Genomic DNA, 17,856 nt, shown 5'->3' with positions numbered 1-17,856 from the left:
AAATGAATATCGATCCTGTTAAAATCAATTAATTTTATTTTCCTCATTAATTTTAATGCAGTATTTTTTCTGTTAATTAGTTATATTGTTCAATTCTTTTAGTTTTACTTATAATTAATTCTTAAAACTAAAAATTTATATTCAATAAAGAATATATACATTCAATAGGTTTTAATCTCATCAGTATTTTGAATTTGATTATAAGGCAATATCCAAATGTTATGCAGTTCCTGTATGAATGTAAATTCAATATAAGTTGAGATAGTTTATGAAGATATACAAAATGTTATGAATTCAAGGTTCTTGAATATTAATAATTTTGAAGGTTGTTATGAAAAATAAAATGTTAAAATTTAAATTAAGTTCTTTTAAAGATAATTTCTTTAAATCCAAGAAATATTGGATTTTATTTTTAGTTTTAGTAATGTTATGTTCATTATCTTTGATGACTGTCAAAAATTATAATCATCCTAAAATGGAATTTTTTGCTTTAATTTTTCTCTCAATATTGGGCATTATTTTGATAAGTTATTATCAGGGACATAACAATGATAAAGAACTATATAAAACTGTTTTTATTGTCTTGTTGCTGTTTGGATTAATAACTTCATTTGTTATTCCAATCGATTCGGTTTCAGATGAAGGGGAACATTTTACACGTGCTGAATTGACTTCAAGAGGAATTTTATTTCCGGAATATGTCAATGGTTCATTTAAAACAATTGATAGTATCCCAGGTTTTTTCGTTCACTCTATAGATAAAACTGTTTTTGAAGTTAATGGAGATACCGGTAAGATTAATAATACTCTAGTTGAAGTTTCTTCGGCCTTTGAACAAAACCCATTTTTTGGATATCTATTCTCAGGATTGGGGATTTTCATCGCTAAATTATTGGATTTAAATGTAATTTGGATGTTGTGGCTTGCAAGAATTTTTAATAGCTTATTATATTCAACAATAGTTGCTTATGCAATCAAAAAAGCACCTTTATTTAAAATGCCTTTGTTTTTTATTGCATGTTTGCCGGTTTGTTTGTTTCAGGCATTTTCAGTAAGTATAGATTCTGTAGTTGCAGGATTAGGTATTTTGACAATTTCTTATTTTATATACATGTATAAAAATGAGTTTGGAATAAAAGAAATTTTTATTATTTCCATTTTATCTTTGCTTACCGGGTTATGTAAGTTGCCTTATCTAGCTTTAATTTTATTATTGTTCTTTTTGCCAAAGAATAATTTTAAGCAAAAAAATTATTATATCTATTGTTTAATTGGTTTAATTACAGTTGGATTGATTGGAGTGTTGTGGAGTAAGTCTTATGCAACTCCTGCATTAGTTCATTCATGGAGGGCAACATATATTACTCAAAATAATGTGAGTATAGCTAATCAAATGAATTTTTTATTATCTGATCCATTAAATATTTTTAATGTATTTATAAATATTTTATATAGCTTTAGTTATATTTTCAATGGATTTTTTAGTTTTTATGCATATACCATTGAAGGCGGAGTTTATAATGCTTCTGAATTGATATCATTGTTTATATTGGTATCATTGCTTGTAATTTGTTTCACTTATCCAATTGGTGAAAAAATTAATTCAAAATTCAGATTCGGAGCATTACTAACTTTTATTGTGATATATTTCGGAACATATATTGTGCAATTATTATCATGGTCACCTGCAGGTAGTTTAACTATTACTGGAGTACATACCAGATATTTCTTACCATTATTTGCTCTATTGCCTATTGTATTTTCTTTAAATCTTAATAAAATTGAAAAAAATGAATATGATCATTACATTTTTGTTTTGATATTAGTTTTTATTGTTTCAATGATATTTTCTTTAATCGCAAAATACTATTAAATCAATGTTTTTGAAATATAATAAATATTAATACTATTAAAAATATATTATTTATTAGTTTTAAGGAGAATTTAAATGACTTTAGACGATGATTGTAATGTTCATGATAAACTTTTAGAAAATGAAAAAATCATTGAGGATTTGGAAGTTCAATTAGATGAATTAAAATTTGTTTCAAATAATACTAAGGAATATTTATTTGTTTTAGAGAGCCAGATTAATGAAAAAAATAAAAAAATAAATTCTCTTAAAAGAGATATTAAAAAGAAAAATAAGGAACTTAAATCTCTAAAAAAAGATTTAAAAAAAGTTAAAAATGAAAATAAAGAACTAAAATCATCTACTAGTTGGAAAATCACTAGTCCTTTAAGAAAACTTTTTAGAATTTTCAGAAAATAGTATTTTAGGAGATTTAAATGGTAAAAATTTCTGTTATCATTCCAGTTTATAATGTTGAGAAATATTTGGAAAAATGTTTGGACAGCATCATTAATCAGACATTTGAGGATATAGAAATAATTTGTATTGATGATGGATCCTCTGATTCTTCATTAGAAATTCTCAATCAATATTCTAACAATGATAAACGGATTATTGTTGTTTCACAAGAAAATTTAGGGCCTTCACAAAGTAGAAATAATGGTATTGAATTAGCTCAAGGTGATTATTTAACATTTGTGGATGCTGATGATTGGATTGAACTTGATTGTTTGGAAAAAGTTTACAATAATGCTATTTTTAATGGTTCTGAAGTAGTATTATTTAATGCAATTGAACATAGGACAAATAATCAGTTTCATAAAAGAATCTATTTACCTATTGATAAAAATGTGAATTATGATGATTTTGTTTTTGATTATAATTATAATAAACAATTAGTTATGAATAATATGTTTGTTGTTTGGTCTAAATTGTATAAAACTTCTTTTTTAAAAAAACATAATATTCAATTTCCAAATTCTATTAGAATGTTTGAAGATATCCCATTTCATATTAAAACAATGTTATTTGCTAAATATGTTTCTTATTTGCCGGAAATTTTATATAACTATAATAAATTAAATGAAAATTCAGTTCAAACTAAAAATAATAGTAGATTAGAAATATTTAATATAATTGATATTGTAAAACAACTATTAAATGAAAATCATTCTCAAAAGGAATTTAAGTTAAATTTTCTAGAATTTGCTTTATTACAATCTTATGAAAATCTTAAAAAATCGTCAATTGAATTAAAAAAGGAATATTATGAAATGATGAGGTCATATTTTCTTAATTTGAGACTAAATTATGATGTACTTAAAAATTTGAGTTTTAGATTGCATAAATTTTATATACATGTTATTAATTTTGAAAAATATGAGACATTTGAAAAGTTTAATCAAACTCAAAATTCAGAATTAAACTATATTAATAAAAAGAAGATATTACCTAAAATTAATAATTTTGATGAAATGGGTATTGATAAAAACAATGATTCTAGGTTATTAATTGTATCATTAACTTCATTTCCTGAACGAATGTATGATTTACATTACTGTTTATACTCATTATTAACTCAAAGTTTGAAACCAAATATATTGGTTTTGTGGTTAGCTGAAGAACAGTTTCCAAATAAGGAAAATGATATTCCAAAAGAGGTATTGGAACTTAAAAAAAATGGTTTAACAATAAAATGGTGTGAAGATATTAAATCTTATAAAAAATTAATTCCTGCTCTTAAAGAGTATCCTAATGATATAATTGTAACTGCAGATGATGATATATTTTACCCAAAAGACTGGTTAAAAAATATGTGGGATGCACATAAAAAGCATCCTAATTCCATAATATCTGCAAGATCAAGAAAAATACAAATTAATAATAATAAAATTGATAGTTATCTAAATTGGAAATTAAATTATAGTGAACAGGATCCATCTTATTTGAATCTTCCAACAGGTGCTGGAGGAACATTATTTGTTCCTAATTCCTTAAATGATAACATATTTGATGAAGAATTATTTTTGAAATTATGTCCTTCTGGAGATGATATTTGGTTTTGGGCAATGGCTATTTTAAATAAAACAAAAATTTATGCAATTGAAAAGCCAATGCATTTATTATGTTATGTAAATATAGCACGTGAATTAGGTATCTTAGATGAAACTACATTATGGGAGATAAATAAAAGTGGAAAAAATGATATTCAATTTCAAAATGTTTTAAATCAATTTCCAGAAATTTTAATTGAATTAAATAATTATTAAGGTAGTATTATGAAGTTTGTAGATAAATTATTGGATAAAAGTAACAGTTATAACTATTATAAAAATAATTATGAAAAAATTGGAAAGAAATACAAAAAAAGTATTAAAGAGATAAAGAAACTTAAAAATGAAAATACTATCTTAAATAAGAATTTATCAAGCTCTTATGATGAAATTATTAAGTTGCAGAAAAGATTAGGAAAATTTTCAAAGCCAATTATCATGAAAAAACTTATCGATGAAGAATATTCTGATTTAACAATAGCAATTAAAACTCCTAATCCTGTTGGCCATCATCATTGGGGAGATTATTTTTTTGCTGTTGCTTTAAAAAAATCATTTGAAAAAAAGGGTTTTAATGTTTTGATTCATGAACGAGAAAATTGGTATGATACAAGTGTTGATGTGGATATTAATTTCTTTTTAAGGGGAAAATATGAATGGGACCCAAGTTATGATTCAATTAACATTATGTGGAATATTTATGACCCTGAAAAGGTTACAAAAGAAGAATATGAAAAATATGATATTTGTTTCATTTCTTCAATTAAATATGCTGAAAACTTAAGTAAAAATGTCAATACTATTATAAAGCCTTTATTGCAATGCACTGATCCGGATATTTTTTATCCTGAGTATGATGATTCTCTAACTGAGGATATTTTATTTGTAGGCTCAACAAGAGGTGTTTATAGAGAAATTATAAAAGATATTATGGGCACTGATTTTGATGTAGCAGTTTATGGTAGAGGTTGGCCGGAATTCATTGATGAGAGATATGTAAAAGGATATTTTATTCCTAATGAAGAATTGCATAAATATTATTCATCTTGTAAAATACTATTAAATGATCACTGGGAAACTATGAGGGAATTGGATTTTCCGTCAAATAGACTTTTTGATGCACTTGCATGCGGAACTTTTGTAATATCTGATAAAATTCCATCTGCCGAAACATTATTTGAAGGTAGTGTTGTAACTTATGAAGGTGTTGACTATTTAAATAGTAAATTGGAATATTATCTAAATCATGATGAAGAAAGAATTAAAATAGCAGAAAAAGGAAAAAAAATTGTTCTTAAAAATCATACTTTTGATAATCGGGTGGATGAGATATTGTCAGAGTTAAAAAATTTAATTTAATCATGGAGTTTTAATATGAAATTTTCTAAAAAGTATAAGGAAAAAATTCTAAATAGAAGTGATAAGTATAATTTTTATAAAAATGAATATGAAAATTTAATTAAAAATCAAAAAAATTTAAATAATGAAATTTCAGAACTTAAAAAAATCATTAAGGATAATGAAATTAAAAATCATGAATCAAATTTTGATTTTAATAGTTTTTTAATCAGTTCATATTATGCCCCATTTATAAATGCTCCTTTTACAGATAATCAAATGTATTGCTTTAAATTTATGGAATTAATTGGGGATTATTTATGTTCAAAAGTTGATAAATTAATTAATAAACCTTTAATTTCAGTTATAATGCCAGTATTTAATCGAAAAGAGGTAGTAATGAATGCTATAAATTCTGTTTTATCTCAATCATATGAAAATTTTGAGTTAATCATAGTTGATGATGCAAGTACTGATGGAACTACAGAATTGTTAAAGAAGATTTCTCACGAAAAAGTCAATATATTATATAATGCTGAGAACAAAGATGCATCAGGGGCTAGAAATATTGCATTAAATGAAGTTAATGGAGATTACATTGCTTATTTAGATTCTGACAATCTTTTTGATAAAGATTATCTTAAAGCCTCAGTTGGTGCTTTTATTGAGTTTCCAGATGCGGGTGCAATTTATTCAGCTCAAAAAAGATATAATTTTTATGATTCAAAGTTATCTCAGGTGTTATTTGGACATTTGAATAAATCATTACTCTTTAATCAAAATTACATTGATATTAATTGTTTTGTTCACAAAAAAGAAGTGCTTGAAAAAGTCTCTGGTTTTGATGAAGATTTGGCGATAGGTGAAGATTGGGATTTGATATTGAAAATAAATAAATATTATAAAATATACTCAATTCCATTTTTATTATCAAAGTACTATTTAAAAGTGGCTGATAATCGTAAATTAGAAACAACTCCTGCTAATAGGGAAAAGGTTTATGAAAATAATCATCAAAATTTTTCAGATGAGCAAAATAAATTAAATAAAGATGTTGATATAATTATCCCGATTTATGATAATGATATTAATTTAGAGGAATGTATAAATTCAATTTTATCACTGAATTTAGAAAATATTAAAATTATTATTTCAAATAATAATCTAAATATATCAATTGAAAAATTTAAGAAAAATGCGACAATAATAACTGAAAAAAATAATTTAGGATTTTCAGATGCACTAATTAATGGAATTCAAGCTTCTAATCCAAATTCAGATATTTTAATTTTAAATCAAAATTCAATTTTAACAGCTGGATCGATTGAATTAATGCAAAAATATGCATATGATTTGCCAAATTGTGGATTAATTGTTTCTAATCAATTAATTAAAGATTCTCCTTTGATTAAAAAATATGCGCCTCATGCACATGATGACTATTGGTTAGATATTGCTCCTTATGATAATATTTTCCAAATGCCAATATTTTTTAATGGGGAAATTTTAGAATTAATGCATTCTCCATTTTCTTGTTCATATTTAAGAAGAGATATTTATGAAAAAATTAATTTCAATGCATTTAACTTTAAACAAGGTGATGAATTCATGTTTTTCATTTCCGAGTACCTTCGTATGATTTTAAATCTTAAAATATATCATGTTTCTGGAATAAATGTTTATAATCCCTCTGATTTTTAATAAGATATTTAAATGGTCATGAATAAACAATAATATACCGGAAGTGATTAATTGAGTTTAAATAGATTATGCAATGATATTAATATCAATCATAGTGATAAGAAATATTTAATTTTACTATCTTTTTTTAGTATTTTGCTCATGTTTTTCATGATTCAATTTCATCAAACTAGAGGGGCATTCAATCCGGATATTTATGCATATTTAGCTGGATCAATTGAACTTGCAGGATTAAATTCAAATCATATTCTTGGAGGATTTTGGATTCAAAATTCACCGGTGATTATATTTTTCACTGCTTTACTTTTTAGATTAGGTTTTGTAAATATTAACTCTATTTTCGTTGTAACTGGAATTTTTGGAATTTTTGGAATTTTTGGTATGTACACATTTTTAAAAATAAGGTTTTCAAATTTACTCAGTTTTTTAGGGGCAATTCTATACAGTAGTCTGTCTTTATCATTGTACTATTTTGCAAATGGAATGCTTGATGTTCCTGCGGTTTCTATGATATTATGGACGCTAATTTTTACAGTAGCGGCAGTTGATAAAAATTATAAATATTATTTATTGGTTGCTATAATGTTTTGCATGTCTTTTTTCACAAGATTTGCAACGGCTTATATTTTAAGTATAATTGTATTATATATTTTAAAAAATCATGATTTAGTCAATTTATGTGAATCTCTTTTCTATGATAGAACTTTTTTTAAAATGAAAATTTTATCATTTTTTAAAAGTAATGAATTTAAATGGATTTTTATTTCAATAATTCTTGTAGTAATAATATTTTTAGTTATTTTCAAATTGTTATTAGGTTTTTATCCTGAAATTTCATATTTTTCAATGGCAAGTGGATCAATTAAGGGGTATTCTAGTGCCGTTGATGTAAATAAAATTAATGATAAGTTATTTTATATTAAAAATTTCTTTAAATTACTATCTTGCAATTGGATTTCTTTTGATGAAAATTTCACTGAAATATTTAATGATGCAACACCATTTGCTTATTTAATAATGGGGATATTGTTTGGAGGAATATTTTTAAAATGTATAAATTATATTAAAAATTATGATTTCTTCAAAGAAAATTTTAAACATATTAAATATCGGGATAACTTCTCTTTTATAGTATTATCTTGTTCAATAATGATTTTATTGATTGTAGCAATAGTTGGATTTAAAAAAAATTATATGATTACGTTATTTGCATTATGGTTGGCATGCGTTATATTAATGTCTTTATGTAGAGATTTACCAATCAATCAAGATAATTTTTCATTAGCTTTAATTAGCTTTGCTTTGTTTTCATTTTATCTTGTTGTTGTATCTTATGTTAATATTAAATGTGTTAGATATTTGCTGCCGGCATTTCCTGCTTTTATTTATTTTGTAATTTTGGCTCTTGATTATATATTAGAATTTATAAACACAGGTTTTGATGATGAAAATAGTTTAAAAGAAAAATTTAAGTCAAACAATTTTAATTATTTAAGAAATTCAAAATCAGATTTAAGAATTAAATTATCTAAAGTAATTCCAATCATTTTAATTATCCTGTGTTTGGTTATGGTATTCAATTTTACAAATACTGTTGAAATTAATGAAGATGGTTTGGATCGGATTGATTTTTGTGATTTTATTAAAGAATATGATAATGATTATCAATCTAAAAGTTTTATGGGATACAGGGAATTGAGGATTTTTGAATGGTATTTGAATAAAGATATCTTAAAGTGGGGAGATGATGTAACCGAATTTAATCCGGATGATCATGATTATATAATTACGGAAGTAAAAACATTGGATAATGTTAATTATGAAGAGGTGTACCATAAGGGCAAGTATCATTTCTATGAAAGAATATACTGAATAGTGATTTAATTTTAATGTCCTTAATCAGTTAATTCATTATATTGAAGATAAGTGAGAATATGATGAAACAATAGTATTAAATGTTATTTTGATTGATTAACTTTTAGAAGAAAAATTATCAATTTTTTAAGTAGAAATATTCTGTAAATTAGGATGATATCGTTTTTAAATTTAAATATTATGATGATTATATAATTATGTAAAGTTTAAATTAAATTTATTTAATTAACAATGCTGGTGATTTTATATCAATTAAAAATAATTTATTTAGTTTAGTTGCGGGAGATTCAGCTTTAAAAAAATACTTAAAAGAAAAAAATACTAAACATTATTTATTTACTTATGATGTAATGGAATATGATTATAAAAATATTTATAAATCATTCAATATTTCATATTTTACAAAAGATAATGATTTATTGGGACATAATTTTGTTGATTTTCAGGAATTAAAAGACTATGAAGATGTTGAAGATTTTACAACTGAGTTTATTCAGATTTTTATTAAGAAATTCAAATTCAGACTTTCTTTTAAGAAAAGCAGTAGTTTTTCCAAACAAATTATTATTTGTGATGATTATGATTTTAACCCTGAAATATTAAAGCATGATTGGTCTATAGTTAAAATTGCGATTGTTAAAGACAACATAGATAAATGGATTTATCTAGAAAATTTTGATTATATTTTCACATTCAAAGAGAATAAAAATGAATTAAAGCAGTATGAAGGTGTTTTCACAATCATAGAAATGTCAATTTATAATCAAATTAAATTTATCTTAAATGAGTTATATAGACGAAGAGCAAATAAATTTTATTATTTTTTAAAAGAAACTAATTTTAACAATATTTTTCCTAAATGGAATGACTATTTTAAAGTTTTAAATTCAGATTTATTTGATGATCAATGGTATAGAGATACTTACAACTTAGAAAAAAATACGGATTCTGTTGTTCATTTCTTGTTAATTGGTTATGAAAGGGGATTTAGTCCTGGCCCTAATTTCAACACTGAAGATTATTATACCTGTAATAGGGATGTTCAGTTGAAAGGTTTGAATCCTTTGATTCATTATGAGCAATATGGAAGAAAAGAAAATAGAATATTTTCAATTGAAGAAAAAAATAAACGAGATTATGATTTGATTTTGAACTCTTCTTATTTTGATAAGGAGTGGTACGAGAGTACCTATGATATTTTAGATGAGGATAAAGATCCTGTCAATCATTATCTGCACATTGGATATAAAAAAAGGTATAATCCAAGTATGAAATTCAGTACACATGAATACTTTGAGTGCAATAATGATGTTAAAAGGGTTTTGGAAAATCCTTTAGTCCATTATGAGTTGTTTGGCAGAAAAGAAAAAAGAAGAATGTGTTTAACTGATGAACAACATCAAAAAGATTATGATTTAATTTCAGATTCACCATATTTTGATAAAGATTGGTATTTGGACACTTATGATGATTTAAATGGTTATGATGATCCAGTTTACCATTATCTGCATGTAGGTTATACTAAAGGGTTTAATCCAGGTCCTAATTTCAGTACTGATGAGTATCATATTTGTAATCCCGATGTTAAAGAGCATGGAATGAATCCTTTACTTCATTATGAAAGATATGGCAGAAGAGAACAAAGAAAACTTAGTTTAAATGATATTTAATGTTTTATATCATTTCATTTTTAGGATAATTCTGTAAAGTTTTATATAATTTAATCTAGAATATAGGTTGTTTATATGGCAGAAGATAGGACGATTAAAAAATCAAAAGACATAATTTCAAGTAAAAAAATTTTGTTTATTTTTGTTGTTCTATTTGTATTTTTGAGCATGACTTCAATTCATGCCGAAAATGTAACTTCCTATTCAGACTTGTCAGATGACATATCAAATCATCAGCAGTCAGTAAATTTAACTAAGGATTATCAATTCGACAACCAAAGCGATTCTGATTATATTGAGGGAATTGAAATATCCCAAGATATCAATATCAATGGAAATGGCCATATCATCGATGGCAGCCATCAGGCTAGAGGATTATATATTGAAGAAAACTGTAATGTTTTAATCGAGAACACCACCTTTAAAAACTGTTTTAGTAAAAATAATGGTGGAGCAATATACTTATGCAACAATTCCAATCTTACTTTAAAGAACTGCATCTTTAAGGGAAATTACGTGTATAATGCCAATGGTGGTGCTGTCAACTGTGAAGGCTCCACAAATACTCATGTCTACAACTGCATTTTCGACAACAACACAAGCATTCGCGTAAGCGATCTCGAATGGGTCAAGTTCAAGGTTGGAATGGGCGGCGCATTTCTGGTCAGTATGGATTCAAACCTTGAAATCTATGATTCAACATTCAAAAACAATTATGGTCACGTTTCAATAATCCTTGTAATCAGTTTTGATGAAGGGGATAACTTTAGACAATCCACCTTCTTGGCAAAAAATTGTCTGTTTGAAAACAATACCTCTCCAAGCCACACTGCAATCTATATTGATGAGCGGGGAAAAGGGGAAATATCCGATTGTGTTTTCAAAAACAATCATGTGACCTATATGGGCGGAACCATCACTTTGGAATCAACCGCCTACACTCTGATAAGGAATTGCTCTTTTGAGGAAAATCATGTTGTAAAGGGAGGGGCGCTGAATATTGTTCCCTTTGCAGATTATCAAAGTACAGTGGATATTATTGATTGCAGTTTTTTAAATAATTATGCTTCTGTCAATGGTGGTGCAATTTATGCAAACAATGTAAAACTGGCCATTGCAAATTCCACCTTTTACAATAATCGTGCCGGCAAAAATGGAGGGGCAATGTTTCTCTATCTCGGTTCGTCCGATTTTTCAAATTTGAATTTTTACAACAATCATGCGGTTACCGGTGGAGCTTTATACATCATCAAAAATCAAATATCTTTAAAAGAAGGAGTTTTCTATCAAAACAGGGCATCTAAAAATGGTGGTGCAATTTATGACAATAATGCTGGAGTGTATTCACTGAACAACAGATTCATATCAAACAGTGCAGACAAGGGCAGTGAGGTTTATGGGGACTTCTATGTTCATATAACCCAGGCAGGCAGCTATTACAATGATGTCAACCTGCAAATCAAAGTGACTTCCCCTTGGAAACTATCCAATCCGCAGAAAATTAAAATTCAGTTCTCAGGTCCCCAAAAATATGCCACCAAGTGGATTAATGCACCTTTGGATAAGGAATTCAGTTTTAAAGTGCCTAAAAACCTTAAACCCGGCACCTATGATTTGAAAGTTTGGATGGATTGCGGAATCTGCAGTTATAATATGATCAAGGTAAAGGTTGTAAAGGCGCCGGTCAAATTGTTTGCCAAAAGAATAACCACACAATATGAATCTTCAAAGCTATTTAAGGCAACTGCAAAAAATTCCAAAACAGGCAAGGCTGTTTCTGGCATAAATTTCAAATTAAAAGTGTTCACTGGCAGAAAATCTAAGGTATATAATGTAAAAAGCGATAAGAATGGCCTTATCAAATTCGATACATCAAAGTTAGGTGTCGGAAAGCATGTCATTGAAATATCTGCTGGTGATAAAAACGTTAAGCTATCCAAAAAGGCAAAATCAGAAATCACAATCAAAAAGGCATCCGCAAGGATTAATGCTCCAAAGACGGTCAAAAAACATTCAAAACTTGAAATAAAAATACTGAATAAGATTTCCAAAAAACCTATTAAAAACACTCGTTTAAATGTAAAAATTAATTATAAAACATTTAATGTAAAAACCAGTTCCAAGGGTATTTTAAAAATCAGTTCCAAAAAGCTTAACAATGGAAAAAATAATGTGAAGGTCATGCTGAGGAATAAAAATTTCAATATCAATAAAATGTGTCATGTTAGGCTGGTGTAGAATTCAATTCAGTGAGTCAGGGTACATCATAAATTATGGTGGTTGCCATAAATGTATAAATTGGTCATGATTTTTGTTTTAAATTTATATAATTTTGTCTATATTGTTGTTTATTCTATCAATAAGTTTATATGTAATCAATGTATAAAATAGATTATAAGAGGATTAATATGGCGGAAACTGGCACCACTAAAAAAAAGAGAAAGAGAATATTCTATTTTGATGCCCTAAGGGCATTGGCCATTATATGTGTAGTGATGGTTCATACAGTTACAATAAACAAATATCTGATTTATAATGCATATGTAGGTCCCACACTGAGTTGGATCGTATCACAGATAATCTATAACCCGGTTAGGGTTGGTGTTTTGCTCTTTTTAATGCTGTCCGGTGCACTGTCACTGGGTCGTGAGTGGGAAATCAAGCCATTCCTGTCAAAAAGGATTCCTCGGATTGTTTATCCATTTGCATTTTGGAATATAATTTTCATTATAATATTCATAATACTTTCATTTGTGGGCATCAGTCATGTTGTGGACGCATTCGATATAGGTTACCTTTTAAATTTTGCAAAAGGCGCATTCATGGGTGAAGTCTATGGTTTTAATGCAAACTGGTTCTTCTGGATGATTCTGGGAACTTATCTGATTATGCCTATTTTCAACAGATGGCTGCTGCATTCAGACTTAAAGGAAGCTGAATATTTCCTTGTATTCTGGTTGATAACCTGTGTATTCAGTTTCACTCTAAATATGGAGTTCCCTATCAAGCTTACCTATTTCGTAAGCCCTATAGGTTTGGTTGTCTGCGGATATTATCTGAGATACACTGAAAGGAAGTTTTTAAACAACCCTTACCTCGCGTTAGTTGTTCTGATTATTGTCTCAGCAATATCCACATATATCGGATATCTGAGATCAGACCCAACCAATATTTCATGTTTCAACAGATATTCAATATTCAATACATTGATTGCAATTTCATTATTCATCATATTCAAGAATTTCTCAAAATTCAATTTGAAAGTTAAATTTAATGCATTCAGAAAGTTGCTTTCAAGCCTGGCAAAATACAGTTATGGAATCTATCTTGTTCATTATCCATTAATCTTTATGTCAGGCTATGTCTTGCCGAAAGCAAGTATGCCATATGGTTTATTAATTGTTGTGTCAATTTGTATAGGTCTTTTCGGTTCGATGGCAATTCTGGCGATACTGAACAGGGTACCATATGTCAATGGTATCATCGGTGCTAAATAAAATTAAATTTTATTTTACATTTTTTTTCAAAAAAGCACCGAAAATTTTCAAAAAGCTGTTATAAAAAAGGAATTAACTTTATATACTAAAATAAACATATTTTTTTAAAAAACATATTTCCGGATAAAATCATTATTTTTTGACATATCCGGTATAAATATAAAAATTGAGGGATTATTTAATGAATTTAAGTAAAAAAACATTGTTAATCTGTGTTATTTTATTTATATTTATAGGCATGGCTTCTGTTCATGCTGAAGATAATCATGATGCAAACTCAAATGAGACAAAAACATACACGGATTTAAATGACCAAATCAATGAAACAGAAAATGAGGGCACTTTAAATCTGACTGATGATTATAAATTTAATGATACAGCAGACAAGGAACTGACAGATGGTGTTATAATATCAAAAAACATCACCATTTCAGGTCGTGAAAACTATTCATATGTTGACGGTTCATATATTGCAAGAGGATTTTATATAGAATCATATTGTAATGTGGTATTGAAAAACCTCATATTTAGAAATGCATATTCCAACAGTAGCGGAGCAGGAATCTTTTTGGAGGTCAATTCCAATCTGACTCTTATAAATTGTATTTTCCAGGACAACATAGCTTACAATTCCGACGGTGGAGCATTAGACGCTCAAAGTGAAACTGATGTCAAAATTTATGACTGTCTTTTTGAAAACAATACAGCAATTCGTGAAAGTGAGTTGGAATGGGCTCAATTCAAGGCAGGTATGGGCAGCGCAATCATTACCCGTATCGGATCCAATCTTGAATTGTACAGGTCAACATTTAGAAACAACAATGCATACCTGTCAACAATTCTTGTTGTCAGTTATAATGATGTAAAATACAAGCTATCCAAATTGCTTGTTAAGGATTGCCTTTTTGAATATAATACTGTATACAACTGTGGAATAATTTATACCGACGAGCTTGGATACAGTGAAATAGAGAATTCCACTTTCCAATACAATATAAATACACATTCAGGCGGAGTGCTGGAATTGGATGCATGCATATCATCCACAGTCAAGAACTGTAAATTCATTGAAAATTACGGTACTTCAGGCGCTGCAATAAAAATAAAGGTATTCAACACCAAATATATTTCAAATGTTGACATTCTTAACTGTGATTTCACTTCAAACAGTGCCAATAACTATGGTGGAGCGATATATTCAAATCATGGACGAGTAAATATTTCAAACTGTAATTTTAATCAGAACTATGCCGGCAAGCATGGTGGAGCAATATATGCTGATTTCGGTGAAGTTAAAATAAGTAACTGTAAGTTTAATTCAAACTGCGCCTTGAAAAACGGTGGTGCAATCTTTTCACAAAATGACCCGGTTACAATATCAAACTGCAAATTCACTCAAAACTCTGCAAACAATGGTGGAGGTCTGTACCTGATAAGTGAGGCAAATTCAATCTCTACAGCTTCATTTGTACAGAATGATGCAATATCAAAAGGTGGAGCGATATATTCAACCAGTGAATCATTCAAGATATCCGGGCTTACATATTCAAAAAATACTGCAGGCACTGCTTCAAAGGTTTACGGAGGATTCAATGCCAAGGTTTATCAATACACCTACACTTCAGCTAGCGTCAGAATAAAGGTTAAGCTTACGTCACTTTGGAAGATGCCCGTAAATCAAAAAGTAAAAATCAAGATCACCGGACCGAAATCCTACACTTCCAAGTGGGTAAAAGCGGATTCCAAAGGATATGTTTCATTTATTGTGCCATTCAAGGTCAATATAAACAAATCCAAAATCACCGTTTCAGTGGGTGAAGGAGTTTCCTTTGTCAAATCATGGACCAAAATAAAGGACAAGGCCAAAATAACATATTCAAAGAATGTTAAAAAGCCTTCAAAAATCAAATTGACAATCAAAAACAAGGCATCAAAGAAACTCATCAAGAAAACAAAATTCACCGTAAAGGTATACACTGGCAAAAAATATAAGGTATACAAAATCAAAACAAACTCCAAAGGTGTTTTGAGTATTAAAACCTCCAAATTAACCAGGGCAAAGCATAAAATCATTGTTACATTAAGCAATAGCAATTATAACATTAACAACAAGATTTATGTGAAGGTTAAATAGATTGTATAATGTCTTGATGGAATAATATTTTCCATCTATTTTTTTTAATTTTAACTTAATATTGCTTAACTATCTTTAAAATAACACAAAGTTTTATTAATCTCGCTTTCTAAATCATTATCTGTAAAGGATATGGACAGTTTCATAAATTAGGATTAAAATGACTATTATTGATAATAATTTTTTTTGTGATGAAAATGGGTTTCAAATCTAAATTGCTTAATTTCAAGGATTGTGCTGTAAATTCAATGATTTATAACACATATTACAATAGTGATTTGGATAATGACCTGATTTATTTGGAATCCCGTGACGGATTGGATTTCACCGGAAACATATTCAGAATTGTTGAGGAGTTATCAACAGGAAAATATGGTGATTTTAAGGTTCATGTTCATGCAAAGCCTCAGGTTGTAGATAAAATAAGGGCTTTGCAGAAAAATTACAATTTGAAAATAGACAAAATCATTACCAAAGAGGCGGTGGCAACCAAGACCCTGGAAAAAGCCAAATATATTTTCACTGATTCAGGAATAAGGCCGAAATACGTTAAAAGACAGGGCCAGATTTTTGTAAATACCTGGCACGGCACTCCCCTTAAGGTTATGGGCAGGGACAATGTTGCTGAGCAGCACCGTATTGGAAATGTGCAGCATCCTCTTTTGTCCAGTGATTATTTGCTTTATCCAAATGACTATATGATGGATAAGATGCTTAATGCATATATGATTGAAAAGATCTATCCTGGCAAAATATTGCTTGAGGGATATCCTCGAAATTCTGTTTTTTTCACAAAATCCCAACTGAAATCAGAACTGGATTTAAACGATTATGACATATTTGTTTATATGCCAACATTTCGAGGCATACTGATGGATAGAAATGACGAAGGCCAAAGGGATGAAGTTGAAAAATATCTGAGTGAGATTGATGCAAGATTAAATGAGAATCAGATCCTGTTTGCTAAATTGCATGTTTTAAATGCTTCACAAATTGACTTTTCAAAATTTGATCATATCAGGGCATTTCCCGAAGATTATGAAGTCTATGATGTTTTGAATATGGCGGATGTTTTGGTAACTGACTATTCCAGTGTGTTTTTTGACTTTGCAAATACGAAAAGGAAAATCATACTGTTCAGCTATGATGAAGCCGATTATGAATCCTATCGCGGATTTTACTTTCCGCTTGAGGATTTGCCGTTTCCAAAAGTCACCGATGTTGATGAGCTGGTTAGGGAATTGAATTCTGATAAGGATTATGATGACGGCGAATTCATTGATAAGTTCTGTCAATATGACAATCCTGATGCTGCTGAAAAGATGCTACGGACAATTATTAATAACGATAATGCTTCCATTGTCAAACAGGTTTTAGGTGATAATAAAAGGTTGCTGATTTATGCAGGAAACCTGAATGATTCATTAATTGATAAGTTGAATCATCTTGATGTAGATGGGTATGACTCATTTTTAACGTATAAGCAGTGGGATGACTATATTTCAAATAATCATGAAAGAATTTTTAAACTTATTCCTGAAAGTATTGAAATCCTTCCATTCAGATTTGATTTAACGCCGGCTCTTTTTGAGAAGAGAAACTCAAAAGCGATTCTTAAAAGATCGTTTGAAAAGCAGTTTCCGGATGTTCATTTTGATGAGTTCATTGATTTGACAGACGGCAGTGATGAAATATCTCAAATGTTTAATATCATTAAAAAGAAATAGACTTGTGT

At 28.1% G+C, this 17,856-nt stretch carries 11 protein-coding genes; all 11 read left to right on the top strand.

Features of this window, described 5'->3' with window-relative positions; genetic code table 11:
* Positions 1–331 precede the first annotated feature (331 nt).
* Entirely contained in the window at positions 332–1,873 is a 1,542-nt protein-coding gene (locus tag QZN27_RS00235) for a DUF2142 domain-containing protein (RefSeq protein WP_296782239.1), read from the top strand.
* 75 nt (positions 1,874–1,948) lie between these two features.
* Positions 1,949–2,272, top strand: a complete 324-nt coding sequence (locus QZN27_RS00230; protein ID WP_296782237.1) for a hypothetical protein — start codon at positions 1,949–1,951, stop codon at positions 2,270–2,272.
* A gap of 17 nt (positions 2,273–2,289) precedes the next feature.
* Positions 2,290–4,122 carry a glycosyltransferase family 2 protein gene (locus QZN27_RS00225; RefSeq protein ID WP_296782235.1) on the top strand — a complete coding sequence of 611 codons (1,833 nt, stop codon included), beginning with the start codon at positions 2,290–2,292 and terminating at the stop codon, positions 4,120–4,122.
* Between the two features lie 9 nt (positions 4,123–4,131).
* Positions 4,132–5,265: a glycosyltransferase gene (locus QZN27_RS00220; protein WP_296782233.1), complete on the top strand. Its 1,134-nt coding sequence runs from the start codon at positions 4,132–4,134 to the stop codon at positions 5,263–5,265.
* A gap of 15 nt (positions 5,266–5,280) precedes the next feature.
* On the top strand, positions 5,281–6,945 hold the full coding sequence (locus QZN27_RS00215; RefSeq protein WP_296782232.1) for a glycosyltransferase: 1,665 nt from the start codon (positions 5,281–5,283) through the stop codon (positions 6,943–6,945).
* A gap of 51 nt (positions 6,946–6,996) precedes the next feature.
* A complete protein-coding gene (locus tag QZN27_RS00210; protein ID WP_296782230.1) occupies positions 6,997–8,817 on the top strand; it encodes a glycosyltransferase family 39 protein in 1,821 nt (606 codons plus the stop codon).
* A 353-nt stretch (positions 8,818–9,170) separates the two neighbouring features.
* Positions 9,171–10,490: a hypothetical protein gene (locus QZN27_RS00205; RefSeq protein ID WP_296782228.1), complete on the top strand. Its 1,320-nt coding sequence runs from the start codon at positions 9,171–9,173 to the stop codon at positions 10,488–10,490.
* Between the two features lie 168 nt (positions 10,491–10,658).
* On the top strand, positions 10,659–12,728 hold the full coding sequence (locus tag QZN27_RS00200; RefSeq protein ID WP_296782227.1) for a right-handed parallel beta-helix repeat-containing protein: 2,070 nt from the start codon (positions 10,659–10,661) through the stop codon (positions 12,726–12,728).
* 170 nt (positions 12,729–12,898) lie between these two features.
* On the top strand, positions 12,899–13,987 hold the full coding sequence (locus tag QZN27_RS00195; RefSeq protein ID WP_296782224.1) for an acyltransferase: 1,089 nt from the start codon (positions 12,899–12,901) through the stop codon (positions 13,985–13,987).
* A gap of 181 nt (positions 13,988–14,168) precedes the next feature.
* On the top strand, positions 14,169–16,121 hold the full coding sequence (locus QZN27_RS00190; protein WP_296782223.1) for a right-handed parallel beta-helix repeat-containing protein: 1,953 nt from the start codon (positions 14,169–14,171) through the stop codon (positions 16,119–16,121).
* A gap of 197 nt (positions 16,122–16,318) precedes the next feature.
* Entirely contained in the window at positions 16,319–17,848 is a 1,530-nt protein-coding gene (locus tag QZN27_RS00185) for a CDP-glycerol glycerophosphotransferase family protein (RefSeq protein ID WP_296782222.1), read from the top strand.
* Positions 17,849–17,856 lie beyond the last annotated feature (8 nt).

Origin of the sequence: uncultured Methanobrevibacter sp., from assembly GCF_900316895.1 — an archaeon.
Lineage (GTDB): Archaea > Methanobacteriota > Methanobacteria > Methanobacteriales > Methanobacteriaceae > Methanocatella.
The sequence above is the reverse complement of the archived record's forward strand: the minus strand, read 5'-3'. Positions and strand labels throughout refer to the sequence as shown.